Raw genomic sequence first — 26157 nt, forward strand, 5'->3', positions numbered from 1 at the left:
AAGCAAGCTTCTTACGCTCTTCGTTCGACTTGCATGTATTAGGCACGCCGCCAGCGTTCATCCTGAGCCAGGATCAAACTCTCCATTTGATTCTTTCTCATTTTTATACTCTGACGAGTTTTGTTTACTTCTTGTATTTCTTTTGAAATTGACGTTTCCTGTTTAGTTTTCAAAGACCATTTCGCACTAAAGCTCCCTTGAGTGCCTACATATAATACTACTTCAGGGGGCAGTTGTCAAACATAAAACTCATTTATTGCAAAAAAAATCCACGAGCTTATTTAAACTCGTGAATTGATAAATATTTGTCGAAATAACGATGAATAGTATCGTCATTGAATGGATATTCTTTATGTTTAGCCAGTTCAACGAGGCGGTTTTTCTCATCTTCAACAATTCTTATGATGGATTCACTGTAGTGCATCTGTTTTTGATGCAATTCAAATTCATCTTCATCCAAAATGATATACTTACCATCCGGAAATACTTTCACATCCAAATCATAATCTATATTCTTCAATGACTCGCCATCGTACACACTTGGCGAAGCAAGATTGCAATAATAATAAACTCCTTTGGCACGAATCATAGCAATGACATTATACCAACGATTTAAATAGTAGAAGCAAATTGCGGGTTCTCTAGTAAACCACCGACGTCCATCAGATTCGACTACCCACGTTTTATATGTAATGAGAACAATTTTTTCGTCATCGGCCGATAATACCGTTCCACTTGACCATGTTCTATGAAGCGATCCGTCATGTTTATAACTTTGTACGTAAATTACTTCTCCAACTTTCGGTTTCATAATGTTCCCTCCCAATTAATATACAATAATAACTAATTTAAAATATAATTCATTTTTTCAATTTTGGTCTTATTAATAGAACTAAGAATGCACTTATTATCATCGTCGGTACCATATATGACGCATTGTAAAGCATGACTCCGACAAGGATGTTACCTTCGTAATACGAGGCAAAGAAAAGCCATCCTGCAATATTATGCCACATAAATCGCAAAACATTCGACATAATTGCGCCAGTGGGGAATGTCTTGTCTCCAAACCTTAGATCTTTAAAGAGCACCGCTGTAGAGTAGGACATGTAAGAAAATACATAATCTGCCATGAATTGACCTAGAGTGAGAAAGTATGGAGGTGTGATTAACAACATAATGACGACGGAAATTGCGGACACTATCAAAGATTTTTTAAATCCTAAGTGATAACTCGCTATAATCAATGCTACTGCACTAATGGAAATACTTCCACCCTGAGGCATTTTCAATAATCCAAATGTAACACTTATATACTCCAATACTGTAAATAAGGTTGCGTACATTGCAATTAGAACTAAATCTTTTGTTTTCATAAAAAAAAACCTCCACACAAGGCGCAGGGTAAAAACAGAACTCCCTCCGCTAGTCTTAACTAGATCAGGTTTTGAGGGTTATTTTCTCAACCATTTGGTTCCCCTGTTCACTTTTAATTATAACATTTATGTTTGTTTTTTCAATGTCACATTGTAATGAAGTCAACGAGCATTCTATAGGATATCCCATAAATTTTTACACCTTCAATTTCTTCAAACAACAGGATATTCGAATTAACAATTTTCGATAATAATGGTGTTTCGTCAATATCTAAATCTAAAAACGAAATCATTTCTCCATCTTTAATTGCTGTATTCCTTTTAATTGACTTCGTTGTGTCGTGGGCATATGCAAGCTTAGCTTCTGGAACATGTGCCGGTTCTCCAAGAAAAAGTATTGTTGCATTTAACTCGTACATATCTTGAAAAATCGATTTATCTCCGTAGGGGTAATCGACTTTAACATGTCTTGCAAAGAACTTTGCATACTTACCTATATGTCCAATCATTAAAGATGGATGGTGGGCAAATGTTGTCTCATCTTTTAAGAGCATTAATTGAAGCATTCTTCCTGATGAGAGAATAATTCGTTCTTGGGTTGTAACAAGTGGTTTTAGTACCTTTTGGGATACGTTATTATTAAACGTATTGTCACCAATTATCGAAACAGTTCGGTCTTCTATATTTTTCAACAACATGTCAAGCACATATTTCGATACAAGTGCAGGAACATTGCTGTTTTCATGAATTATTAATACACCGTCTGAAGGGACGTCAAGTCTCTTAAGGAGTGATTGAATTTGATCTTGATTCACTTTCTGTTCCATATGTTCCCTTTCCAGCTTTTAATTACTATGTGAATGTGCAAGCTTGCTCGCAGCTGCAGCTGCAATTGCGCCGACTATATCATCGATAAAGGTGTTGCATTGCCCTGCATCATGATCATTAAGTTTGCCAATAATTCCAGGTTTTACTTTATCGATGTAACCATAATTGGTTAGTGCAATAGAACCATAAAGGTTACATATTCCATATGCCATAACTTCATCAATACCATATAAACCTTCATCAACTCTTATGATATTTTGAATTGTTTCATTACCAAATGCACCCTTGTCGACTTGAATATCAATATTAATAGCGGTCATCAATGCATTTTGTACTTCTCTTTTCCGGATTACGCTTTTAACAATATCTTCAATATCGATTTCGTGAATGTTCGCGATATAGTCTTTTTGTAGATAAACCACACAATCAACTATATCATTAAGGGTTACACCGCGTTCTTCTAGTAACGCAATGCAGTCATCATACATTTCATTCATTATTGAGTCCTCCAGTACTTTGTCACCTAATTATACATCATCTTTTCTGTAAAACATAGTATCCCTTTAGGTTTGAATGCAGTACAATAATTTCAGGAGGTATATTATGAATTTTTCAGAATTAAACAATAAATTGAATGCTTATTCTTTAGCATTAACAACGATGTCATTTGATGCGCAGACGATAGCACCAAAAATGGGAGATGCGTATCGAAATAGCGTAATGTCTTTTTTATCTGGTGAGTACTTTTCATTGTTCACAAGTCATGAAGCATATGTAGCCTTGACTGACGCTTTATTAAATGAGGATCCAATTATCGCTAAAAGTGCGGAGCAAATGTTAGAGAGCTTAAACAAAATCAAAGATATTCCTTATGATGAGTACGTAGCGTTCGAAAATCTAAAACTTGCGTCTCATAATGTATGGGCTGATAGCCGTAAAAATAAGGACTATAGTACTTTTGTTGAGAACCTGAATGAACTAATCACATCTCATCGGAACGTTGTTTCATATCGACCAAATGGTGCATCCATATATGATGCATCTTTAGATGATTATGAAAAAGGATTAACAATTAACATTGTCGATAATTTCTTTACAACGATCAACGACAAAATTGTACCGTTCATCGATACGGTAATCGAACATCAAGCTCCGCGTCCTGCGTTTATGAACGCTTTTGTATCAATTTCAAAACAACGTGAAATTTCTGAGTTAGTAATGACTCATCTTGGTTATAGTGTTGATTTTGGTCTTCTTGGTGAAGCTGAACATCCTTTCAGCAGTACATTTTCAATCAACGATACTCGTATTACAACTACATATCACGAAAATGACTTTACACAAAGTATTTTCTCGATAATTCATGAAATTGGTCACTCCATGTACAACCATCAAGTTAATCCAGAATTTGAGGGTTACGCTATCGCTGATTCGATGAGCATGAGTTTGCATGAATCGCAGAGTCGTTTTTTAGAAAACATGATTGGCCGTTCCGTTGCATTTTGGACACCGCTTTATCCAAAATTGCAAGCAATTATACCTGATGTTCTTGGAAGCGTTTCACTTGATGAATTTATTCGCGGTATCAATTTTGTTGAACGTGGTGCAATTCGTATCGAAGCTGATGAATTGACATACCCACTGCACATTCTTGTTCGTTACAATATCGAAAAAATGATGTTTGTAGAGGCTCACGATGCACATGGGCTTGACCAAAAGTTTGCCGACGAAATGACTCGTATCTTAAAATTAACACCTGCATCCGTAAGCGAAGGGATTTTACAAGATATTCATTGGTCCGATGCATCATTTGGTTATTTCCCAACATATGCACTTGGTACAGCATATGCAGCACAGTTTATGGCGGCGATGGAGAAAAATCTTGACGTCGACCAAACATTGCGTGATGGAAATTTATCATTAATATTTGATTGGCTACGTCAGAACATTCACCAATTTGGCGGATCAATCGAAACACAGGACCTTATTCTTAAAGTGTGCGGAGAGGCTTTTGATCCAAATTATTATGTGAATTATTTAATTACAAAATATAGTACATTAGTAGGCATACCTTTTGAATGACCCGACCCCATATGCTATGATGTAGCCATTAGGAGGAAGTACTATTATGACATACAAACTACCAGAATTGGCTTATGCTTATGATGCTTTAGAGCCACAAATTGATGCACGTACAATGGAAATCCATCATACAAAACATCACCAAACATATATTACAAATTTAAACGGAGCTTTAGATAAACACGAAGCTTTGAAGGATAAATCTCTAGAGGATTTAATCCGCAATATTAATGATGTTCCTGAGGACATTCGTGTTGCTGTTCGCAATAACGGTGGTGGCCACTTAAACCACTCGATGTTTTGGGAAATCATGGCTCCCGCAACAGGACAACAACCTGAAGGTGCATTGTTAGAAGCTATTAATGGCACATTCGGTTCAGTTGATGCATTCAAAGAAAAATTTGATGCAGCAGCTAAAACTCGTTTCGGATCAGGTTGGGCTTGGTTAGTTGTAAATGCTGACAAACAATTGGAAGTAATTTCAACACCTAATCAAGATAATCCACTTATGGATGGACTTGTTCCAGTTCTTGGCTTAGATGTTTGGGAACATGCATACTACCTAAATTATCAAAACCGACGTCCAGACTACATCCAAAGCTGGTTCGATGTTGTTAATTGGAGTAAAGTTGCCGAATTATTTGCAGCTGCAGTCTAGTCAACTTCAAGGAAGTCTGAAAACAGTATTCAAAAAATAAAAAAACGGTACATTTCGCACCGTTTTTTTTAGTTATCTTTTCCTAATCAATTTTTTTTAATTTCTTTTTGATATCGAAACAGAATACAATAACTCCCATAATGGTTAGCATTGCACCCAGACTTATCCCAAAGCCACTCACTCCTGTTGAAGGTAATGTTTCCAATCTCGAATCGCTTGATTTATCATTTTCTATAATTTCGTTAACTTCTGCGTCTGGTTTCGGCGTCGTTTCTCCTCCTTGTTCCGGTGTCGTTTCTCCACCTGTTTCTGGTGTTGTTTCCCCACCTGTTTCTGGTGTTGTTTCCCCACCTGTTTCTGGTGTTGTTTCCCCACCTGTTTCTGGCGTTGTTTCTCCTCCAGTTTCTGGCGTTTCTTTCTCTTTTTTGTTAAGTGTAATCGTTGTTGTAACACCGTTTGAATTTCTCGTATCAACAACAAATACATTATTTCCAATTTGAGATACATTAGCAGGCAAAATTACTTCTGAAAATTCTACATCCGTTGAGAACATGATTGAGTCTTGTGCTTGAGTTGGATCTGCAATGTTAATTTCAAATGACTTTGCTTGTTCATCAATTAGAACCGATGCTGGTGAATAGATTGTATAGTCCATCACCTTATGAGGTCCTTGACTCCACACATTAATACCCAACGTATTGTGTTTTTCATCAAGAACTGCTTGAACGTCTTTGTTGTTCTCAATAATCTCAAAGGATTCCTCCACAGTACTTAGGGAATTAATTTCTACGGCAGGTGCCATAACGTAGGCATACGTTGCTTCTTGCGCGTTAGCACCGTGATTTACAATAATCTTCTTATATGTGTCAGTGTATTCATTGCCACTTAATTCAGTCGCTGAGTGTCGCAAATATGTATCTGTATTTGTTTCCGTTTGTATTGTGACGGCTTGGTCTTGAAGCATCATGTATGCGAGATTGTTCGAAGATTCATATGCTTCAAGAATCATCCAATCTCCTTTTTTTACGTCGTAATTTCCATCGATAATTGCTTTTTCGTCTTGATCAACCAACTTATAACCTATATCACTATCAAGGATGCGATTTTCAACGACTGTTTCGATTGTTGCTGGGGTTTTTCCATTTATATCCGTTCCAAGTGCAACGATCTTTCCATCCATCACAAACCATGATTTTTTTGCGGTTAAATCCATACCAATGTTTTTACCATTATTTTTCATGTCATTTTTATCAAGTTGCATTCCAATAACAGCGTTAGTATCACTACTTGTTCCGCCCACCCATTTTTGTGGCGAAAGGTATGAAACCCATGCTTCAGTTGTATCTTCAAGAGTTCGCGTATCTACCGTTATTCCAGGTAGACGGTACATATCGACAGTTGCCCAGTATGATTTTCCGAATTGCTTGTCCTCATTTTGGAGGTAAACCATTCCATCAGCCATGTGCCACCCTTTTAGGTTCTCTTTGTTCCCTGTTGCATATGCTGATACTCGGTTGGAATACATTGAGAGCCCGAAATGATAGTCTTGAGCACTGTATACGTATCGGTCCATATTTGAAAACATTTTACTTCCTCTAAATGGGACAAAATCTACTGGCAACGTATCTCGATTAATAAAATCGCTCATTGTTACTAAGTCTGCTATATTAGAGCTTATTTTGAGGTAGTATTCTGGATCTTGCTGAATCCAGTATTGCATTGAGTTTTGTAGCTGAATGCCTTGATTGTTATTAAGCAAGTTTCCTGCTTGCGCGAGTACTTTTACGCTATCAGATCCCGATGCATCTATATTATGAACATATTCGCGTGCAATTGATCGTCCTTTAACAAACGGCAGAAACGTTCCTTTGAACATAACTGGGACCGTAGCATTATAGGTCATTGCAACGAATCGTTCTTTTGTTTCTGCTGGGAGATCGTATGTTGTTTCGCTCACAATTGTAAGTATTTTTGTAACGGCTTTTATTAATTCAATTCCGTATGAACCTACATACGGTTTATTTTCGTGAAAAATAAAACTTCCGTCATCATAAAACCCTTCACCCTGGGTAACATAGTCAAATTCGCCCTTAATACTTTCGATACTTTCAGCAATAATTTCTGGATTTTGGTCAAGGATTCCGATGCCAAGGCGAGTATAAGCAAAATCTGTCCGGTTAGCTCCTGAAGTTTGTGGTCCTGTATAAACAAAAGGAACAAATACTTCACTGCTTCCTTGGCCTAACAGTTGTTTATAGGGATCTGGTACATATAATTTTAAGATTTCGATATATTCGTTCAGCTCTTCAGGTGTCAAAGTATCTTGAATCATGAATAGAATATTTATCATTTCATGTGGAATTCCAATTTGCCAGTTCCACCAGTTTCCATAGTATCCTTCACCATTGTACTGTTCGATTTCTACAATGTGTCGTAATGCGTCTTTAATTGTTTGTAACATTGCACTATCTTGATAGTACACAGTACCGTATGTTGCGTAAGCTTTGGTCAAAATTCCGATATTTTTGACATTTCGTGAGAGATAGTCGTGTTTGGGTTCTTTATCATTTCGCACCCATAAAGAAGTCCGATTCGTATCTTTATTAAGTGTTTGGTTGACTTGCATAGCATCATTGGAAAGTTTTTGAACATAGTCTTTAACATATACATTTGATTGTAAGTCCGTATCTACGTCTAAATTTCCGGTTAGTGATTGAACCCATCGTTGGGTCATCACTTCTATATCCTGGGCTTCGTCACCATAGATTGGCATAAATGGTACAGATCCAATTCCTAGTACCATAATAAAGAGTAGTATTGTTCCTAGTTTATATAATCGTTTCATTATTCCTCCTGTGAAAGCGCTTCGATTATTAAAATAGCACACCACATCTCGATGTCAATTAAGCAGTTGTATCTAATTTTTTATATTTGCGTGTCATCAATGTCGATCAAAACCACTTATAAATGGCTTTTTAGGCATTACGTTACTTACCTAACGATTTTAGCTTCGAAACTAAAACACCAAAATTGCGTATGTTTTACACAAGATTGTTTATGCTCATTTTAGCCTATTAAGCTTCATTCAACTCCTTATTTTAAGAATGTGGACGTCTTAATATCTTTCGCCATTTTATCAGTATCTACGGAATAAAAGGATTAAAAAAACGCTACAAAATGTAACGTTTTAGTTTATTGCCTAAATGTATAACAAATAATTGCTGTCGCAATCGCAACATTTAATGATTCAAAATTACTGGTTTCTATTTTTGTAGTGCCATCACATTGCTCGAGAACTGCATCACTGACACCTTGCCCTTCGGATCCAACCACAAAAGCAATTGCATTATCGGTAACTGCTGACAATGGCACTGTATTATCTCCCAAGTATGTTGCATAGACAGATACAGATTCACCTTTCAAACGTGCGATTGCGTCTTCGAGTGACATTCTTATAACTGGCATATGGAATATCGACCCTTGGGTTGATCGGACAACCTTATCATTGAATTCATCCACACTATCGTTCGAAACGATGACTGCATCAAATCCAAAACTGTGTGCGGTGCGTATTATCGTGCCAAGGTTTCCGGGGTCTTGAACTCCATCACATAATATGAATCGTTTCCCATTTTGGGGCCACCCATGCTGCGGTTTATCAACTACAGTAAACAGTGTCGATCCTGATTGAGTCGTCGATAGTTTGTGTGCAATGGCATCGGTAATTTCAACATCAAATTCTGATCCGATACCATAAGTTGTGTGGTTAAGTCCAGATGCCTTCACTTCTTGAAGTAGGTGTTCTCCTTCGACAAGAAGTTTGCCATTAGCATCACGATATTTTTTCTTTGATAATTTTAAGAGCGACTTGATGGTTTCGTTGTTGACGGATGTAATTTTCATAATTAACTATGAAGGACGTGATCACAACGCTCACACAATCCTGCATCGTTAATTGAACTTACAACATTCCAGCAACGTTGGCAAGTATGACCATCGTATTTCGTAACCGCTACGTCAATTGCTTCGCCTTCGACAGCTTCAAGTGTAACATGTGACACAATAAACCATTGTGCTAGATGTTTTCCAAGAATAGACTCGACACGTTCTATTGTCGCGCTATTCATTGAGATTGTAACTGCTGCTTCTAATGATTTCCCAATTTCTTTATCCGCACGTTTGACTTCAAGTGCTTTAAATACTGTTTCGCGAACCTTAAAGAGATCTTGCATGTCTGCTTTTTCTTGTTCAGAAATAATCTCATCTTGAATATCGACAAATTTTGTGAGATGAATACTTCCTTGCTCTGGTTTAAAGATTTGATACATTTCTTCTGTTGTATGCGGCAAGATTGGTGCAAGGAGTTTTAAGTATGTATCGAGTGTATGATAAATGACAGTTTGAATTTCACGTCGTGCTCGATCATCTTCTTTCTCAATGTAAAGAATATCCTTTGTATAGTCTAAATAGTATGACGACATCGTATTAATTAATGAGTTAAGAACTGCTGTCGTTACTTTTTGATAATCATAACCTTCGTATGCTTTACGGCCTTCGTTATTTACACGAATCGTTTCGTTCAAGACATAACGGTTCATTAAGGATAAATCTTCAATTGCAATACCGTCAGTGTCAATGTTGAAATTGTTCAAGTTACCGTGCATGAATCGGAATGTGTTTCGAATCTTGCGGTATGACTCGCTCACTTGTTTTAAAAGGTCTTTTGACATTGTAATGTCTGAGTGGTAATCAACACTACCCACCCAAAGTCGTAAAATATCCGCACCCATTTCGGATGTGATTTCATTTGGGCTAAGTCCATTCGATTTAGACTTACTCATTTTTTCACCAGAATCCAGTTTGATGAAACCGTGCGTAATTACAGTCTTGTAAGGTGCAATTCCGTACAACGCGACTGAAATAATGAGTGATGAGTTAAACCACCCACGGAATTGGTCAGCTCCTTCAGCATATGCATCAACCGGAAGTGGTGTTTCGTTGTGATTTAATGCAGCTGTGTGCGATGATCCTGAGTCAAACCAAACATCCATGATATCTTTTTCTTTTGTAAAGGTTCCATTTGGAGAATTTGGATGTGTATAACCAACAGGCAACAGTTCAGCAGCCTCTTTCTCAAACCAAATATTTGAACCATGTTCTTCAAATAACGTTGCAACATGTTCAAAGACTTCTGCATCGATAATTGGTGTCTCATCTTCTGCGTAGAAGATTGGAATTGGAACACCCCACGCACGTTGACGTGATATTGTCCAGTCGCCACGATCTGCAATCATATTATGCATACGTTTTTCACCCCATTTTGGATACCACTCAACATTCGCAATTTCATCAAGAATTTGTTGACGAATGCCATCAATCGATGCAAACCATTGCGTTGTTGCACGGTAAATAATTGGAAGCTTCGTTCTCCAGTCGTGTGCATAACTGTGAGTAATCCAACCCATTTTTAAAAGTGCACCTTCTTCTTCCAAACGAAGCGTTACGGCTTTATTTGCTTTCTCAAAGAACATACCCGCAAACTCACCTGTTTTTTCATTAAGGTGACCTTGAGCATCGACAGGTCCAAACGGTTTAATATCATACTTTGCAGCGACATCAAAGTCTTCTACCCCGTGGTCTGGCGCTGTATGAACACAACCTGTTCCCGCTTCATCAGTTACGTGATCACCATTTAATACAGGGGAAATACGGTCATAAAGTGGGTGTTTGTATGTAACATATTCAATGTCTGACCCCAAGAATGTTGTCAAAATCTCATAGTTTTCAATTTCTAATTCTTTCATTACGGATTCAATGCGCGATTCCATCATCACGAGAACTCCTTTATCAGTTTTCACACGTGCATAAGTCATCACTGGATTAACTGAAATTGCAAGGTTTGCTGGAATAGTCCATGGTGTTGTAGTCCAAATGACCAATTTATCATTTTGTTCTACGACGCCCTTACCATCAACCACATCAAACGCAATATAGATAGCTGGATCACGTCGATCTTGATATTCGATTTCAGCCTCAGCTAGTGCAGTCTCACTGGATGGTGACCAATAAACAGGTTTTAATCCTTTGTAGATCATACCTTTTAGTGCCATTTGAGCAAAGACACGAATTTGTTGTGCTTCATAGTCTTTATTGAGTGTAATGTATGGATTCTTGTAATCTCCAATTTTCCCAAGAGATTTGAAATCTTTCATTTGAATTGCAACTTGTTCGCGTGCATATTTCTCGCAAAGAGCTCTAAACTCGTGCAATGGCATTGATTTACGATCAACACCTAGCTTTTGAATCGCATTTTCAATTGGCAATCCATGCGTATCCCAACCTGGTCTAAACGGTGTCTTAAATCCTGCCATGAATTTTGTACGGACAATGAAGTCTTTTTGAATGCTATTTAATGCATGACCAATATGAATGTTTCCATTCGCATAAGGAGGACCATCATGTAATACAAAGAGTGGCGCACCTTCTGCTTCTCTGGTTGTTTGCATTGCTTCATAGAGATTTTCTTCATCCCATTTCGCTTGAATGAGTGGTTCTTTTTTGCTGAGATTCCCTCTCATCTCAAATTCTGTTTTCGGTAACAGTAGTGTATCTTTGTATTCCATAATTTCCTCCTATATACAAAAAAAGACGTCCTTAGATAAGGACGTCTTCGACGCGGTACCACCTTAATTCACAATTAAAAAATTGTGCACTCAAATGCGGTAACGCCGCCGACGTGTTTCTTACTTTATTCATAGAGTGTTCAGAAACAAGCTCACAAGTGATAAACCCATAAGGCCCTCTTCGTTCTCACCAACCACGAAGTCTCTGCAAGGGATGCTTATTGATTATTGTCTTGGTCATCGCCAATTATTAATGAATAAGGCGCTTCAGGAAGTTCAAGTCCTTCAATCGCTTCTTCTAGATTTTTAATTTTATCTTTCAATTCATCACGAAGCAACTTCGATTCATTTGAAATTCGAGCAATCTCAACCAGCACTTGACGCGATGTTGACATTGCTTCACGAACAATCATATCTGCATTTGAATGAGCATTTTCAATAATGTCGTTTGCTTCACGAAGGGCAAGGCGTGACATTTCTTCTGATGCTCGTTCACGAACAGTGATTTCGCCAACAAGTTGCTGATACCTCTTTTTTATGAGGTCACGTTGTTCTTGGAGTGTATCAATCTGTTTCTTATAGATTTGTGTTTGTTTTTGCAACAAAACGCGTTCACGTTCTAGTTCCGAGATTGTCTGATCTACTTCAAAGCGATCGTATCCCTGTTTCATAATGCGAAATGCATGATTGTTTGACATAGTGTCTAAGAATCGAATTCTTCAAGGTTCATACTGATTTCACCTTGTACACCAATTGTTTTAGGAGTACATAGAATTACATTATGACCTATTTTTTGAATTGATCCATCAAGTGCAAAGACGACACCTGTTAAAAAGTCAATTGTACGCTGTGCGTAATCACGTTGTAAACGATGTAAGTTAACAACAGCAGCTCGTTTTTCTTTTAAGTAACGTGCTACTTCTTCAGACTCCTCAAAGGATCTTGGTTCGAATAGAACCATCTTTGTATCACTTGGTAATTTTGTTCCATCGCTTGCGCGTGGTGCTTCATAATCGCTCAATGTTTCTACCTCATCATCTGAAAATTCCAGGTATTCGTCATCTTCTACTGGCGTTAGAATGTTTTTTAGTTTGTCTTTAAAGCTCATATCCAAACCTCCATTTGTGTAATTATAGCATTTTTTCTACTGAACTTAAAATAAATTTTGTTATTCTACCTCAAGTAGACCATAGTCACCATCTAAACGCTTGTAAACAACAGCTACTTCATTGGTTTCATCATCAGTATAAATGAAGAATGTATGACCAAGCATTTCCATGTTTAAGATTGCATCGCTTAGGTCCATTTTTTCTGCAGCAATTGTTTTGGTTCTTACTAATTCTGCTTCTTCGTTTTGTTTTGTTTCTGCTTCTTGATCTTCGATCATTGAAATGAATGCTTGTGATAAGCCTTCACGGTTTTTCTTAGAAATACGTGTCTTATGACGGCGAATTTGATCTTCTAATTTATGAACTACTTTATCAAGCGCAGCATAGAAATCTTCGGTCATTACTTCTGCACGTAATGGTCCGATTTTTGAAGTAATAGTTACTTCAACTTTAACGCCTGTTGGGTATGTATTAACAACAACGTTTGCACGCCATGTATCGTCAATTTCGAAATACTTGTGTAAGAATTCCAATTTTTCCTCTACTGCTGTGTACATCGCCTCTGTAATGTCGACGTTTTTTCCATGAATACTGATTAACATAATAAAACCCTCCCTATTATAGTGTTATAGATTTAATAAATACTATTGTAATACTTCATTTCTTTACCTACAGGTCTCCCCGTATCATATTGGCAATCTCTGAGTATGTCATCAAATGTCACACTAGGATCTGCAAGTGCTTCGTTTAGACGATCAACAAGGATTACACCTAGTTTAATTGAGTAATCGTACAAGTCGACGAAGCTTAGTCGCGATGTATCGTTTATATCCGTTGGATTTGACCAAACATCGTGTTTTAAATTAAGCACATCATGTTCTGAATCCAGTTCTCCATTCACCACATGGCTCGTAAGTGCCCAGGGTTCCAAGAACTTGTTTTCATATGCCCGGATTACAGGCGTCTTGATGTTACTTGGATCATATAAAAATCCAAGTGCCGTCTTGAAAGTCACAATTGATTCTTCTATGACTTGTGGACTCGTTTGAATATCAAACACATTTGCCAATAACATTTGGTAAAATGATGCGATAACACGACGCTCCGTCGCATCAACATCCACAAATCGTGTCGCTTTCAATTTTTTCATGTCTCTTCGTTTTACGTAAGATACCATGAGGGCGTCAATCATTGACTCGTAACGGAAATGCCAGTACTTCGTTTCATTTGCAATTTCGCCACTGCGATAAAACACAAATGGATGTGCTAACGTATCCAGTGACCAATGCATAAAATGTCCCGAAAGATATGCAATAAGAATTGCACGTCGTTCTGGATCTTGGACTTGACGAACAAATGATACAGCTTCACGATAGAAGTCATTTATATGTTCAACATGAACCAAGTTTCCATACCCACCAACTTTTTTATTTAAAGCTTGATCTTGCCAAGGCAAGGCTTTGTAGTAAAAAAGAAGGTCAGGTCCGTTACTCCCAAGCAAGTAAGCTTTAGGATGTTTTGCGATTGCCTCTTGGACTTCTGACACCTCTAGTTTGTTGTAAACGTCGAGTGCCATCAATCCGTGTGTTATTACATTAGGTATGACGGCCACCTCCTTTAATCTATTGTACCAAAAATGCTTAAAGAGTTCATCCTTTTAACGTATTTTTCATGTTGTTATATTCAAAATTTTGTGAACGTGCAACTGCAGCATTTGTAATGTGACCATCGTAGGCATTAAGACCATTAAATAGACCTTCATTACTTTGGATTGCTTCCAAAGCGCCACGATTGGCAATTTCTAGACCATATCGAATTGTCGCATTCCCCAATGCATGAGTGGATGTTTGTGGCACAGCACCCGGCATGTTCGTAACACAGTAGTGCACAATTCCCGAGTCAATAAAAATTGGATTTTGGTGTGTTGTCGGTTTGCTAGTTTCAAAACATCCCCCTTGATCGATTGCAACATCCACAAGAACTGTTCCTTTTTCCATCAGTTCTAGATGTTCACGGCGCACAAGTTTGGGTGCCTTATCACCAGGAATCAATACACTTCCAATTACAATGTCTGCACGTTTCAATTCTTCTTGAATATTATGTTCATCACTGAAAATCGTGTTGACACGGCCATTAAAGACATCCTCTATGTATGCAAGGCGATCAAGATTTGTATCCAAAATGCTTACAGATGCTCCGGTTCCAAGTGCAGTTTTACATGCACTCATCCCGACGACACCTGCCCCAATGATTACCACATGACCACCATGAACTCCAGGAACACCCGATAGCAGAATTCCTTTACCACCGTAGTGACCTTCAAGGTATTTTGCTCCTTGTTGAATTGAGAGTCGTCCTGCAACTTCTGACATAGGACGTAATAACGGCAAACGACCTTGCGGATCGGCAACTGTTTCATAAGCAAACGCTGTCACTTTTCGGTCTACGAGGGCCTGTGTCAGTGGCGCATTATCTGCCAAATGAAGGTATGTGAACAGTATTTGTCCGGCACGCATCAATGGATATTCACTTTCAAGCGGTTCTTTGACTTTTATCATCATATCTACTTGTGCCCATACCGCTTCAGCGCTATCGACAACTGTAGCTCCAGCTTCGCTGTATAGTTCATCTGTAAAACCACTTGCAACACCCAAGCCAGATTCCACAACTACAGTGTGCCCTGCATTCACATATTCAAATGCATGGGTCGGCATTAATCCCACTCGGTTCTCGGATTCTTTTATTTCTCGTACACAACCTACAATCATACTAAATCCTCCTTAATTTTTATGAGTAGTTCTTCTCGGTTTCCTCGCCACGTCACATGATCATCAAGAACATCCGGTTGACGGTTAATTAAGTCATCCGTAATCAACCATGTTTCCATACCGAGTTTTGCAGCCATCATATCTTCTTGTACATCATTTCCAATCATGATGCAGTTTTTGGGTTCTAAGCCACAAACACTCATAATTTCTTGATAATACATTGGATTAGGCTTACAGAAATGATTCGATTCGAATCGTGTAATATAATCAAAGTCTTCAGGTTTAAATCCTGCCCATTCGATACGTTTATCAGTAGCTATCTTAGGGAATAAAGGATTTGTCGCTAAAATAACGGTATATCCTTTTTGTTTGGCATAATGGATTGCTTCAATCATTGCCTGACTTGGTTTTGTTGCTTTTTGAATTTCTGAAAACGGACCGTTGTAGTACTGATCCATTGTTTCCTTAATATATGCGGTTGCTGACGCGCCAATCAATGCTTCAAAAGCTTCCCAAAAAGTTGTTTCATTGGTTCGATTTGAATCGGTATTTTGAATCATTGCTGCGGTTGCTGCCCACAGGCTTTTCGCTAATTTTTCAGGTTCGATAGTATCCTTCGCAAAGTTTGTTAACGTTCCAATATAGAGACGTTCAAAGTCTTTGTTATCTAAAGGTAATACAGTTCCATCTAAATCAAATAATAGTGTCTTTTTCATTATGCACCCCCTAGTACTCTAAAAGTATATCATATTGTGTTATTTTTCTGTGAAGACTGTGTTCACAATCCGTCGTTTTATTGCTAATAATCCTTAATTTTGTTATAGTTTACATGAAAGTGAGGTGGCAACATGGAAGGTCAAAGTTGTAGTTCTAGTATATGTAGCACTTGTTCTTTAGACGATGATCCCTTGGGGCCTCCCTCGGGTTATTATCTATTTTAGTGCGCTTTTTCTGATGAAGGAGGGCTTATTGAATGACATCAAAAAATAAAAATATTCTAGACTTGCTCCAAAGTTCCCAAGAGGAACTCTATGATAATTTGGGAGCGTCACCAACAGGGTATACTCTCGACCAAGCAGAGCAAAAACTTGAAGAGCTTGGTCCAAATGCGATTTCACAGGGGACGAAAAAGCATCCAATTATTGGTTTTGTAAACGTATTGATTAATCCATTTAACCTAGTGTTAATGGTCGTAATTGCAATTACATTAATTACTGATGTGATTGTTCCGGTATTTTTCCTGACTGGGGAAACACCAGATTATCTCACCATCACAATCTTGACTGTCATTGTCATGATTTCAACACTGATTTCATTTGTTCAAGAAGAACGTTCCAGTGCCGCTAGTGAGAAATTACTCAACATGGTTTCAAATACCACCGCTGCACTTCGTGATGGTGTCTTTACTGAAATCCCAATTGATGATTTAGTTTTGGGTGATATTGTCCGACTATCTGCAGGTGATATTATCCCAGCTGATATGCGCGTCTTATCTGCAAAAGATTTATTTATTTCTCAAGCAACCTTAACCGGGGAATCACAGCCTATCGAAAAATTTGTTAAATTCGATGAAGAGCAAATGATCACAGAGTCTGATTATTCGAACTTGTGTCTCATGGGAACCAACGTAGTCTCAGGTAGTGCACGGGCAATGGTCATTCGGACCGGTGATGATACATATCTTGGCCGTATGAATACAAGTTTAAAAGAAACAAAGCAAATCAATAGTTTTGAAAGTAGTATTTCAACAATTAGTTCGCTTTTAATGCGATTAATGTTAATTATGCTACCCATCATTTTTATCATTAATGGCGTTTTGAAGCATGATATTGTCGAGGCCTTCTTGTTTGCGCTCACAGTTGCGGTAGGTCTTACACCAGAAATGCTTCCGGTTGTGTTAACCACAAGTCTTGCACGTGGTTCTATCAACATGGCAAAGCATCAAACAATTGTAAAATCCCAAAGTTCTATTTCTTCCTTTGGAGAAATGGATATCCTTTGTACAGATAAGACTGGAACTCTAACACAAGATAATATTGTTCTTGAACGTTATATGGACGTTAATGGAGAAGATGACATGCGTGTCCTTCGTCATGCATTCTTAAACTCATATTTCCAAAGTGGTCTTAAAAACCTAATTGATCTCGCCATTATTAACCGTGCAGAATCATATAACATGGATGACCTTGTAAATTACTATTCAGTCGTTGACGAAATCCCATTTGATTTCTCTCGCCGTCGAATGAGTGTCATCTTGGAAGATGGTAATGACAAACGACAACTTATTACGAAAGGTGCCGTTGAAGAAATTGTTAAATTATGTCGATACATTGACCGTAATGGCGAAGTATTTGAACTCAACGACGAAATTCGTAAAGAAGCTATGGAAGTCTATTCCCAACACAATCATGATGGATTACGCATGATTGCTGTCGCGCAGAAGAACAATGTTCCTACAGAGCACGAATTCGGCGTCGAAGATGAAAGTGATCTCGTATTAATTGGGTTTATTGGTTTCCTTGACCCGCCTAAAGAAAGTGCGAAACCTACAATCGAAAGCCTTAACCGACATGGTGTAAAAGTTGTTGTTATTACAGGTGATAGTTTGGGTGTTGCTAAAAAAGTAAGTAGCAAAGTTGGAATTGATACTGAGATTACCTATATGGGTGATGAAGTAGAAGCCATGAGTGATGAGGAATTACGTGATGCAGTTGATCACTGTCACCTCTTTGCAAAGATTTCTCCAGATCAAAAACAACGAATCGTTAAGGCATTCCAAGATAAAGGCCATACAGTTGGTTTCTTGGGTGATGGTATCAACGATGCCCTCGCATTGAAACAAGCAAACGTCGGTATTTCGGTTGACAGTGCCGTTGATATCGCTAAAGAATCTGCTGATATTATTTTATTGAAGAAAGATTTAACCGTACTTGAAGAAGGAATTCTTGAAGGACGTAAAACAATTGTAAACATGATCAAGTATTTGGAAATGGCAGTCAGTGGTAACGTGGGGAATATGATTTCTGTCTTGGTCGCAAGTCTCTTTGTGCCATTCCTACCACTATTACCAGTTCATATTCTTGTTCAGAACCTCTTAAGTGATTTAGCACAAACAGGAATTCCATTCGATAATGTTACTGAAAAGGAACTCGAAAAACCTCGTAAACTCGAATCAAAATCGCTTGTGAAGTTCATGAAACTCTTTGGGCCACTCAGTTCAATTTTTGATATCGCGTGCTTTGTCGTCCTGTATGCTGTGTTTGATGTTAGAACACCTGAGCATGCTACATTATTCCAAACATTCTGGTTTGCGTTTGGAATCATCTCCCAATCTTTAATTATTTTCGTAATTCGTACAAAACGTCCATTCTCGCTATCAAATCTACCTTCGGGAGTGCTTGTGTTTGTATCATTCTTAGCGATTGCTATTACCTTGCTCTTTGTGACCACACCATTAGCATCAACAATTGAGCTCCAAGTACTTTCATCAACACACCTCTTGTGGGTTGGTGGAATCGTACTCATGTATATCATCGCTACTTCAGTTATGAAACGCATTTGGTTTAAAGATATCATCTAATTAAAAGGAGTGCGAATGCACTCCTTTTACATAAAAAAAAGAACCGCACTTATGCGGTTCTTTTCTTAATGTATTAATGATCCAATAACCCCTACATACAGCAGGATAATAAAGATAAGAATGATGATAAGGCTCTTTTTACGAGCACCACGTGGGTCTTTTTCGATATCAAACCGAAACATTGTAGAAATACCTTTTACTAAGGTGTTAATGATTGCTTCCATTAGTTTAACTGTCCTAAGACCACATCAAGTTGACGTCGATATTCATCAAGTTTTGCTTGTTCGGCTTCAACTTTTGCAGCAGGTGCTTTGGCAATAAAGTTCTGGTTTGCAAGCATTTTTTCACCACGTGAAATCTCCGCTTCAAGTCGTTCTTTCTCAGCATTTAGTTTTACTAACAATGCTTCCTGATCTACTAATTCATCTTGTAATAAAATAATTGATCCACCTTGAATTGGTTGTTTAACGGGATTCTCGGTAATCGTTCCGATGGCAACACGTGCCATACTCTCAAACATCGCTTTTAAGACAGCATCAAATTCGTAGTCCTTATCTTTGTTATTCAATAGTTGTGCCGTGAGTGGTTTTGAAGGCTTAACATCGTATTGAACACGGAGTTCACGAATTGCTGAGATCGCATCTATCATGAATGTGACTTGTTCTAATCCATCTGTGTCAATTTGCATCATTGAAGGCCATGTCTCGAGATTGATTGATTCCAAGCTGCCAGGCATCGATTGGTAAATCTCTTCGGTTACAAATGGCATTAAAGGATGAAGGACTTTCACAATATTCTTCAACATATAAGCAAGTGTTGCTTTTGTTGCATAGACAACTGTTTCATCCTCACTTTGAAGTCCTGATTTGCTAAGTTCGATATACCAACTGCAGAAATCATCCCATACGAAACGTTGTAAAGTATTTCCTACAAGGGCATATTCGTATTTGTCCATATTACGATTAACTTCATCGAGTGTGCGGTTAAATTGATGAATAATGTGACGATCAACCATTGATAGTGTTGCTTTTTCTATATCATATACTTGATCGCTGGTATGCATGTTGACGAAGCGTGAGGCATTCCAAATTTTGTTGATAAAATTCCATGAAGCTTCAACTTTCTCTGGCACATAACGCATGTCTTGCCCTGGTGTCGAGTTTGTCGTTAGGAAGTAACGTAGCGCATCTACACCAAATTCTTCGATAACATCCATTGGATCAACACCGTTTCCTAATGATTTACTCATTTTACGACCGTGTTCATCTCGGATTAATCCATGCATTAGGACGTCTTTAAATGGTTTGGTTCCTGTAAAGTAGCGCCCTTGGAATGCCATTCTCGCAACCCAGAAGAAGATGATATCATAACCTGTGACTAATAAGTCAGTTGGGTAGTATCGTTCAAGATCTGGTGTTTGTTCTGGCCATCCAAGTGTTGAGAAAGGCCATAGCGCTGATGAGAACCAGGTATCTAATACGTCAGGATCTTGTGTCCAATTTTCGCTGTCTTTAGGGGCTGTTTCTCCTACATAGACTTCTTGGGTTTCGTTATGGAACCAAGCAGGAATACGATGCCCCCACCATAACTGACGTGAAATTGTCCAGTCTTCAATATTTTCAAGCCATTGGTTGAAGGTATGGCTGAAGCGTTCTGGGTAAAATTTAATTGGATCTGTTTCCTGGAACTTCAAAACTTCTTGCGCAAGTGGTTGCATTTTAACAAACCATTGATCGGATAAATACGGCTCTACAATAACACCTGTACGTTCCGAGTGGCCGACCGAATGTATGTGTTTTTCAATACTGATTAACTTCCCATTTTCCTTAATGTAAGCTACTAACTGTTTTCGTGCTTCAAAACGGTCTAGTCCTGCAAATTGATGTGCAAGTTCATTCATGGTACCATCTGGATTCATACAAATTGGCATTTCTAAATGATGGCGTTTTCCAATTTCATAATCGTTAGGATCATGTGCTGGAGTACATTTCATAACACCTGTACCAAATTCAATATCGATATAGTCATCCGCAATAATTGGTAAGACATCACCATTTGCAGGATTTATCGCATGTTTCCCAATTAGATGCTGATAACGGACATCATCTGGATGTACAACGATACAAACATCTCCGAACATTGTTTCAGGACGTGTTGTTGAAACCGCAAGTTTATCGCCTGTTTCTTCAACCGTATATTCAAAAGTATAGAAATTCCCTTCAATTTCTTTGTGCTCTACTTCAATATTTGAAAGCGCCGTTTGGGCTTGAACGTCCCAGTTGATGATGCGGTATCCACGATAAATCAAACCATCGTTATAAAGATCAACAAAGACTTTATTAACCGCTTTGTTCAAGCCTTCATCTAGGGTAAAACGTTCGCGTGAATAATCAACCGAAATTCCTAGTTTTTCCCATTGAGCACGAATGTGTGAAGCATATTCTTCTTTCCATTCCCATGATTTATTGAGGAACCCTTCACGGCCTAAATCATATCGCGAAATTCCTTGCTCACGCAGACGTTCGTCAACTTTTGCTTGAGTGGCGATTCCAGCATGATCCATCCCCGGAAGATACAAGGCATCTTTACCTAAGAGTCGTTGGTAACGAATTGCAATGTCTTGCAAGGTATTATCCCATGCATGACCTAAGTGTAGTTTCCCAGTAACATTTGGAGGCGGAATTACAAGGGAATATGGCTTTTTACTGATATCTCCAGCAGTAAAATATCCTTTGTCTACCCATTTTTGGTATTTATCTTTTTCAATATCTAAGTGATTGTATTTTTGTGCAAGCTCTTTACGCATCTTACATCCTCTTCTTTCTTTTCTGTTTTATTTGAACTCTTCATCAAGCATCGCATAGTAGACGATATCACTGTAGTGTTCATCAATCTTAACCAATCGTCTACGGACGCCTTCATAAGTAAATCCTTGTTTTTTGATAATATTTCGAGATCCGATATTCTCAGCGTTATGACGAATTTCCATCCGTCGAACACCGAAATCTTCAAACGCAAACTTTAAGACTGCACGGCATGCTTCTGTCATGAGTCCTTGACCCCAATACGCTTGATTAAGGACATATCCCATTTCATACGTATTGTCACCATCAACTCGCCAAAAGTCACAGGTTCCAATCATTTGATGTGTCGTTTTATCAACAATTGCGAATGCTTCAGGAGATCCGTTATCGGGACGTTTCATAAAGATGTTTGCAATCGCCCATTGTGCATCCTCGACAGATGTATGTGTCGGAAATGACAGGTAGCGTGTGACCTCAGGATTTGAAGTATAAGCAAACATATCTAATGCATCATCCATAGTTACAGCTCTTAATATTAGTCGGTTCGTTTCGAGTGTTGGAATTCTTAACTTGTTCATCATTTACTCCTTTTCTAAACACAAAAAAACATCATCCAAAGGACGATGTGTTAGTCGTGGTACCACCTTAATTTACTTGTTTTCAACAAGCCTCAATGTGTTAACGCCACCAACGGATTTACCTACTTAAGTTCAGTATCTCATCTCACATACGACTTTCCCGTTTCCAACGATTGTCTTTCACCAGACGACAACTCTCTAAACGTTTTTACACGGTACTCCTTATGCTCATTGATTTTTTTATATTTTAGCACAGTCTTTTGTGATTAGCAATTTTTCAAAGTTCTTATTTTAAAAGTTAGCTTGTTTTTACCGCTACTAAATTACTGACGTATGGAACCACGCCATTTTGGACGTCCGTATAGTAGTTTTGTTTCTTTTCAAGAAATTGTAGTGACGCTTCAATTTCTTTTTGTTGGTTCTGTAACTGTTCATATGTTTTTTTAAGCATCGCTTTACGTTCTGAAATTGAGTCCACACCTTCAAGACCTAATTGAATATATTGCTTCATATCCTTCACCGACATACCACATCGTCTTAAACAGACAATGCCTTCAACACAAGCGAGATCACGTGCATCGAAAATTCGGTGATTGTTGTGATCACGTTTATGAAAGGGCACAAGGTTTTCATTACAATAGTATTTTAGTGTATCATAACTAATTCCCGTCGCAATACACACGTCACGCATTGTCATTAATTTTGTCATTGTACAATCCTTCCTTGACCGGGAGTAGCTCCCCTAGTTTATGCTTCTATTATAGATGATTCATTAAAATCATCAAGGAGGTCTCTATGACAAATTTGAAATACAATGATACAAAAACGATTTATCTAGTTCGCCACGGTCAAACACTCTTCAACCTCCAAAAGAAGATACAAGGATTCTGCGATTCACCACTTACTGCGCTCGGCATTCAACAGGCACAAGCTGCTCGTAAACATATTGATTCGCTAAACATTGTTTTTGACGATGCTTATTGTTCTACTTCGGAGCGGGCAGTTGATACGCTCAAAATTTTAACTGACATCGCCTATACACAGTCAAAAAACCTACGTGAGTGGAATTTTGGACGTCTAGAGGGCGAAGGAGAACATCTCAATCCGCCGCTCCCCTACCAAGATTTTTTTGTGCAATTTGATGGCGAGGGTGAAGCCGACTTTCAAGATCGTATTAGTCTTGAGATAGCACAATGCGTGACTAACTCAAAAGGAAATCAGATTCTTATCGTTTCGCACGGTGCTGCGATTGCACAATTCTATAAACGTTGGGAATCCTATAGCTCCGTGCGCCGCCAAAATCGAATTCCCAACTGTGCGATTTTCAAATATTTATATGTCGATCAGTCATTTATACTCCAAGAGATAATTGAACATGACATTTAAAATCCGGGCATTTGTACTGGTATAAAGGTGTCTTGCATTGTTTCCCTTCTGAGCATTGTTTGTGGTCAATGAATGCGATATAATTGATGACGTATAAGAACTTATGGAAGGTGATATCATGAAAAAATTTAAATATATGATTCAGCGTATTACAAAAATGAATCATAAAGCTATGTATGAAACAGCCAAGGAAGTTCATAAGCGAACGGGCAAGAACACCTTATTGATTCTAATCGATATCATTAAAACCGGATTAAAATATCAAGCTGGATATGTAGATTATTTGGATTTCGAATTATACAACGTTCCCGAATCAAAACGTAGCACTTTCGTGACTCGAGGTGTCAATAATGCTTATGTCGCGAAATTTAACAGTCAAGAAAAATGGGATACACTCGATAATAAGGTTGAATTTCTCAAATTTTTTGATGGGTATCATAATCGCGCCTGGCTTGATTTAAACGCGACCAGCTTTGATGATTTTGAGCATTTCTTCAAAACAAACCCACGAATTGTCGCAAAGCCAGTAGATGGGATTGGTGGAAAAGGTATCGAATTCTTTGATTTTGACGGTACCAATGCAAAAGCCGTATATGACTCGATGCTTGCGAATAACCAAACACTCGCGGAGGCGTACATCATTCAAGATGAACGGATGGGGATTTTACATCCTGCATCGGTAAACACTGTACGGATTGTTACACTGCAAAAGAATGGTCATATTCGAATCCCCTTTGCATGTGTTCGTTGCGGAAATGGAAAGAGCGTTGATAATTTAAACAGTGGTGGATTTGCAGCGCGCATTAATCTAGAAACAGGGGTTGTTGAAACCGATGGCGTTGGTAAATTCAATAAGATCGCTGCCGTTCATCCGCTAACTGGTATCACATTCAAAGGATTTGAAGTCCCTGAGTTTGAGGCAATGATTGAACTTGCGAAGAAAGCTGCCCTTCACATACCTGAATTAGGAATGGTCGGATGGGATGTTGCTTTGACTAAAGATGGACCCATGCTTATCGAAGGTAATCAGTTCCCAGGGCACGATATTTATCAGTCACCAGGATTCCTAGGCGAAGCACAAATAGGTGTCAAACCACTCTTTGACCGTCTAATTGCCGAACTGGATAATACACAAAATACCGAGAAATAGTGATCGAACACTATTTCTTTTTTTTTGACTAATTTACGAGACCTTTTAATACCCCTAAAACTTAAGAATACCCACTATTCAAGCCGTATTATGCGTTTACGCATCTTGTTGTTTATCTTGACACATGAGCCTAAAACCGATAACATAGTAAGGACAGGAAGGTATTTGTATGAAAAAATTATGGTGGCGTATAAAGTACTACTTTAAACGTCTGAAACAAATGGATCGTCAAGGATTCAAAGACGCAATTAACTATGCTCATGAAAAGAGCGGAAAAAGTAAATTTGTAATTCTCATTGATATGATGTGGTGTTCATTCCGATATACTGCGGGCTATGTTGATTACAATGAGTTTGAATTTTATCTTTTAAACGGTAAAGAACGTAAAACTTATATTACATTAGGACATTCTGACAAAGTCGTTAAGTACTACAATGATCGTGAGTATGTTGGACTTTTTGATGATAAATCCCAATTTGATGTATTATTTGCAAAATTCATTAGCCGTAAACACATTGATTTGGAAGAAGTAGATGTTGAAGCATTTAAAGCTTTCGTCGTTGAACATGGCAAAGTTATGGCTAAACGTAAAAACGATTACGTTGGACGTGGTATCGATAAGATTGACTACAACGAAACTCCAGACATCGATTTCGAAAAGCTATACAATGATTTAAAAGCAAATCGCCAATATCTTATTGAAGAATTCTTTACGCAACATCCAAAGATGTCAGAGCTATCACCTACATCTGTTAATACAATGCGTATTATTACATTTTTAGATAATACTCAAACACCTCGAGTGCTTATTACAGCATTAAAATCAGGTTTAGGTGGTCACGTTGATAATATTGGTCAAGGTGGTATGTACACCATCTTAGATGAAAAAGGGACTGTTGTTTACCCATTCATCGACAAGCATGGTAACCAACATACAAACCATCCACTTACAGGTGAAAACCTTATGGGATTCCAAATTCCAAACTTCGAGAACGTCGTTGCTCAAGTAAAAGAAGCGTGCCTCGTCATTCCTCAAGTACGTTATATCGGTTGGGATGTTGCTGTCTCGCAAGACGGTAATGCAGAGCTTATCGAAGGAAACAGTTCTTCAGGACCATTCCAAGTTATTCCATCACTATCAAAAGATCGTGTTGGAATTCGCCCAGTTTACGAAAAATATATGACAGACATTAAGTTCTAATTCTTAAGCTATCC

Annotated in this window: 23 protein-coding genes, 1 rRNA gene, 1 riboswitch and 2 other annotated features; of the genes, 6 read left to right on the top strand and 18 right to left on the bottom strand. The window is 38.1% G+C overall.

Features of this window, described 5'->3' with window-relative positions:
• The 5 genes from GVV19_RS08920 to GVV19_RS08940 all read right to left on the bottom strand — a co-directional run.
• Positions 1-89 (bottom strand): 16S ribosomal RNA (locus tag GVV19_RS08920); the annotation flags it as partial.
• Positions 90-277: 188 nt separating this feature from the next.
• Positions 278-811: a DUF402 domain-containing protein gene (locus GVV19_RS08925; protein WP_159638408.1), complete on the bottom strand. Its 534-nt coding sequence runs from the start codon at positions 809-811 to the stop codon at positions 278-280.
• 49 nt (positions 812-860) lie between these two features.
• Complete coding sequence (locus GVV19_RS08930; protein WP_159647116.1) at positions 861-1376, bottom strand: energy-coupled thiamine transporter ThiT; 516 nt, start codon at positions 1374-1376, stop codon at positions 861-863.
• Between the two features lie 24 nt (positions 1377-1400).
• Positions 1401-1491: riboswitch (TPP riboswitch) on the bottom strand.
• 31 nt (positions 1492-1522) lie between these two features.
• Positions 1523-2203: an AAC(3) family N-acetyltransferase gene (locus tag GVV19_RS08935; RefSeq protein WP_159647118.1), complete on the bottom strand. Its 681-nt coding sequence runs from the start codon at positions 2201-2203 to the stop codon at positions 1523-1525.
• An 18-nt stretch (positions 2204-2221) separates the two neighbouring features.
• Positions 2222-2701, bottom strand: coding sequence for a phosphatidylglycerophosphatase A family protein (locus GVV19_RS08940; RefSeq protein ID WP_236261726.1), 480 nt, complete (start codon positions 2699-2701; stop codon positions 2222-2224).
• A 106-nt stretch (positions 2702-2807) separates the two neighbouring features.
• Here GVV19_RS08940 and GVV19_RS08945 point away from each other — a divergent pair, with 106 nt between their 5' ends.
• Positions 2808-4286 (top strand): carboxypeptidase M32, encoded by a 1479-nt coding sequence (locus GVV19_RS08945; protein WP_159640956.1) that lies wholly within the window; start codon positions 2808-2810, stop codon positions 4284-4286.
• Positions 4287-4332: 46 nt separating this feature from the next.
• Positions 4333-4944: a superoxide dismutase gene (locus GVV19_RS08950; protein WP_166083073.1), complete on the top strand. Its 612-nt coding sequence runs from the start codon at positions 4333-4335 to the stop codon at positions 4942-4944.
• Positions 4945-5026: 82 nt separating this feature from the next.
• Here GVV19_RS08950 and GVV19_RS08955 read toward each other — a convergent pair whose 3' ends face one another.
• The 9 genes from GVV19_RS08955 to GVV19_RS08995 form a co-directional block, all read right to left on the bottom strand.
• Positions 5027-7789: a polysaccharide lyase 8 family protein gene (locus GVV19_RS08955; protein WP_159647120.1), complete on the bottom strand. Its 2763-nt coding sequence runs from the start codon at positions 7787-7789 to the stop codon at positions 5027-5029.
• A gap of 347 nt (positions 7790-8136) precedes the next feature.
• On the bottom strand, positions 8137-8847 hold the full coding sequence (locus GVV19_RS08960; protein WP_159647122.1) for a TrmH family RNA methyltransferase: 711 nt from the start codon (positions 8845-8847) through the stop codon (positions 8137-8139).
• A 2-nt stretch (positions 8848-8849) separates the two neighbouring features.
• Positions 8850-11567: an isoleucine--tRNA ligase gene (gene ileS, locus GVV19_RS08965; protein ID WP_159647124.1), complete on the bottom strand. Its 2718-nt coding sequence runs from the start codon at positions 11565-11567 to the stop codon at positions 8850-8852.
• A 34-nt stretch (positions 11568-11601) separates the two neighbouring features.
• Positions 11602-11817: a binding site (T-box leader), on the bottom strand.
• Positions 11786-12265, bottom strand: coding sequence for a DivIVA domain-containing protein (locus tag GVV19_RS08970; protein ID WP_159647126.1), 480 nt, complete (start codon positions 12263-12265; stop codon positions 11786-11788). Its footprint overlaps the feature before it by 32 nt.
• Positions 12266-12270: 5 nt before the next feature.
• A complete protein-coding gene (locus GVV19_RS08975) occupies positions 12271-12675 on the bottom strand; it encodes a cell division protein SepF (RefSeq protein ID WP_159638392.1) in 405 nt (134 codons plus the stop codon).
• A gap of 60 nt (positions 12676-12735) precedes the next feature.
• Positions 12736-13278, bottom strand: coding sequence for a ribosome hibernation-promoting factor, HPF/YfiA family (gene hpf / locus GVV19_RS08980; RefSeq protein WP_159638390.1), 543 nt, complete (start codon positions 13276-13278; stop codon positions 12736-12738).
• Between the two features lie 32 nt (positions 13279-13310).
• Positions 13311-14252 (bottom strand): zinc dependent phospholipase C family protein, encoded by a 942-nt coding sequence (locus GVV19_RS08985; protein ID WP_207948930.1) that lies wholly within the window; start codon positions 14250-14252, stop codon positions 13311-13313.
• Between the two features lie 73 nt (positions 14253-14325).
• A complete protein-coding gene (gene ald / locus GVV19_RS08990) occupies positions 14326-15444 on the bottom strand; it encodes an alanine dehydrogenase (protein ID WP_159647128.1) in 1119 nt (372 codons plus the stop codon).
• The gene (locus tag GVV19_RS08995; RefSeq protein ID WP_159647130.1) at positions 15441-16160 is read right to left on the bottom strand and encodes an HAD family hydrolase; all 720 of its coding nucleotides are present in this window, start codon (positions 16158-16160) and stop codon (positions 15441-15443) included. The genes ald and GVV19_RS08995 overlap by 4 nt, the downstream gene beginning before the upstream one ends.
• Positions 16161-16417: 257 nt before the next feature.
• Here GVV19_RS08995 and mgtA point away from each other — a divergent pair, with 257 nt between their 5' ends.
• Entirely contained in the window at positions 16418-19024 is a 2607-nt protein-coding gene (gene mgtA, locus GVV19_RS09000; RefSeq protein WP_159640977.1) for a magnesium-translocating P-type ATPase, read from the top strand.
• 65 nt (positions 19025-19089) lie between these two features.
• Here mgtA and GVV19_RS09005 read toward each other — a convergent pair whose 3' ends face one another.
• From GVV19_RS09005 to GVV19_RS09020, 4 genes are all read right to left on the bottom strand, one after another.
• The gene (locus GVV19_RS09005) at positions 19090-19248 is read right to left on the bottom strand and encodes a hypothetical protein (RefSeq protein ID WP_159647132.1); all 159 of its coding nucleotides are present in this window, start codon (positions 19246-19248) and stop codon (positions 19090-19092) included.
• Positions 19248-21830, bottom strand: a complete 2583-nt coding sequence (locus GVV19_RS09010; RefSeq protein ID WP_159647134.1) for a valine--tRNA ligase — start codon at positions 21828-21830, stop codon at positions 19248-19250. Before GVV19_RS09010 ends, GVV19_RS09005 begins: the two co-directional genes overlap by 1 nt.
• Before the next feature lie 27 nt (positions 21831-21857).
• The gene (locus GVV19_RS09015) at positions 21858-22406 is read right to left on the bottom strand and encodes a GNAT family N-acetyltransferase (RefSeq protein WP_159640986.1); all 549 of its coding nucleotides are present in this window, start codon (positions 22404-22406) and stop codon (positions 21858-21860) included.
• 35 nt (positions 22407-22441) lie between these two features.
• Positions 22442-22647 (bottom strand) — a binding site (T-box leader).
• A gap of 57 nt (positions 22648-22704) precedes the next feature.
• Positions 22705-23115, bottom strand: a complete 411-nt coding sequence (locus GVV19_RS09020; protein ID WP_159647136.1) for a MerR family transcriptional regulator — start codon at positions 23113-23115, stop codon at positions 22705-22707.
• 86 nt (positions 23116-23201) lie between these two features.
• On the opposite strand from GVV19_RS09020, the gene GVV19_RS09025 reads away from it, so the two are divergent.
• From GVV19_RS09025 to GVV19_RS09035, 3 genes are all read left to right on the top strand, one after another.
• Positions 23202-23792, top strand: coding sequence for a histidine phosphatase family protein (locus GVV19_RS09025; protein ID WP_159640992.1), 591 nt, complete (start codon positions 23202-23204; stop codon positions 23790-23792).
• A gap of 118 nt (positions 23793-23910) precedes the next feature.
• Positions 23911-24942, top strand: coding sequence for a sugar-transfer associated ATP-grasp domain-containing protein (locus GVV19_RS09030; RefSeq protein WP_159647138.1), 1032 nt, complete (start codon positions 23911-23913; stop codon positions 24940-24942).
• 169 nt (positions 24943-25111) lie between these two features.
• Positions 25112-26143, top strand: a complete 1032-nt coding sequence (locus tag GVV19_RS09035) for a sugar-transfer associated ATP-grasp domain-containing protein (RefSeq protein ID WP_159647140.1) — start codon at positions 25112-25114, stop codon at positions 26141-26143.
• The last annotated feature ends 14 nt before the right edge of the window (positions 26144-26157 follow it).

The organism is Erysipelothrix anatis (genome assembly GCF_009828745.1).
GTDB lineage: Bacteria > Bacillota_I > Bacilli_A > Erysipelotrichales > Erysipelotrichaceae > Erysipelothrix > Erysipelothrix anatis.

Bases quoted from the DNA above. Each gene is read 5' to 3' on its own strand.
- GVV19_RS08945 (WP_159640956.1), top strand. From the start codon at position 2,808: ATGAATTTTTCAGAATTAAACAATAAATTGAATGCTTATTCTTTAGCA.
- GVV19_RS08970 (WP_159647126.1), bottom strand. From the start codon at position 12,265: ATGTCAAACAATCATGCATTTCGCATTATGAAACAGGGATACGATCGC.
- GVV19_RS09025 (WP_159640992.1), top strand. From the start codon at position 23,202: ATGACAAATTTGAAATACAATGATACAAAAACGATTTATCTAGTTCGC.
- GVV19_RS09020 (WP_159647136.1), bottom strand. From the start codon at position 23,115: ATGACAAAATTAATGACAATGCGTGACGTGTGTATTGCGACGGGAATT.
- GVV19_RS08935 (WP_159647118.1), bottom strand. From the start codon at position 2,203: ATGGAACAGAAAGTGAATCAAGATCAAATTCAATCACTCCTTAAGAGA.
- ald (WP_159647128.1), bottom strand. From the start codon at position 15,444: ATGATTGTAGGTTGTGTACGAGAAATAAAAGAATCCGAGAACCGAGTG.
- GVV19_RS09015 (WP_159640986.1), bottom strand. From the start codon at position 22,406: ATGAACAAGTTAAGAATTCCAACACTCGAAACGAACCGACTAATATTA.
- GVV19_RS08930 (WP_159647116.1), bottom strand. From the start codon at position 1,376: ATGAAAACAAAAGATTTAGTTCTAATTGCAATGTACGCAACCTTATTT.
- GVV19_RS09035 (WP_159647140.1), top strand. From the start codon at position 25,112: ATGAAAAAATTATGGTGGCGTATAAAGTACTACTTTAAACGTCTGAAA.
- GVV19_RS08940 (WP_236261726.1), bottom strand. From the start codon at position 2,701: ATGAATGAAATGTATGATGACTGCATTGCGTTACTAGAAGAACGCGGT.
- mgtA (WP_159640977.1), top strand. From the start codon at position 16,418: ATGACATCAAAAAATAAAAATATTCTAGACTTGCTCCAAAGTTCCCAA.
- GVV19_RS08995 (WP_159647130.1), bottom strand. From the start codon at position 16,160: ATGAAAAAGACACTATTATTTGATTTAGATGGAACTGTATTACCTTTA.
- GVV19_RS08925 (WP_159638408.1), bottom strand. From the start codon at position 811: ATGAAACCGAAAGTTGGAGAAGTAATTTACGTACAAAGTTATAAACAT.
- GVV19_RS09010 (WP_159647134.1), bottom strand. From the start codon at position 21,830: ATGCGTAAAGAGCTTGCACAAAAATACAATCACTTAGATATTGAAAAA.
- ileS (WP_159647124.1), bottom strand. From the start codon at position 11,567: ATGGAATACAAAGATACACTACTGTTACCGAAAACAGAATTTGAGATG.
- GVV19_RS09005 (WP_159647132.1), bottom strand. From the start codon at position 19,248: ATGGAAGCAATCATTAACACCTTAGTAAAAGGTATTTCTACAATGTTT.
- hpf (WP_159638390.1), bottom strand. From the start codon at position 13,278: ATGTTAATCAGTATTCATGGAAAAAACGTCGACATTACAGAGGCGATG.
- GVV19_RS08985 (WP_207948930.1), bottom strand. From the start codon at position 14,252: ATGGCACTCGACGTTTACAACAAACTAGAGGTGTCAGAAGTCCAAGAG.
- GVV19_RS08950 (WP_166083073.1), top strand. From the start codon at position 4,333: ATGACATACAAACTACCAGAATTGGCTTATGCTTATGATGCTTTAGAG.
- GVV19_RS08975 (WP_159638392.1), bottom strand. From the start codon at position 12,675: ATGAGCTTTAAAGACAAACTAAAAAACATTCTAACGCCAGTAGAAGAT.
- GVV19_RS08955 (WP_159647120.1), bottom strand. From the start codon at position 7,789: ATGAAACGATTATATAAACTAGGAACAATACTACTCTTTATTATGGTA.
- GVV19_RS09030 (WP_159647138.1), top strand. From the start codon at position 23,911: ATGAAAAAATTTAAATATATGATTCAGCGTATTACAAAAATGAATCAT.
- GVV19_RS08960 (WP_159647122.1), bottom strand. From the start codon at position 8,847: ATGAAAATTACATCCGTCAACAACGAAACCATCAAGTCGCTCTTAAAA.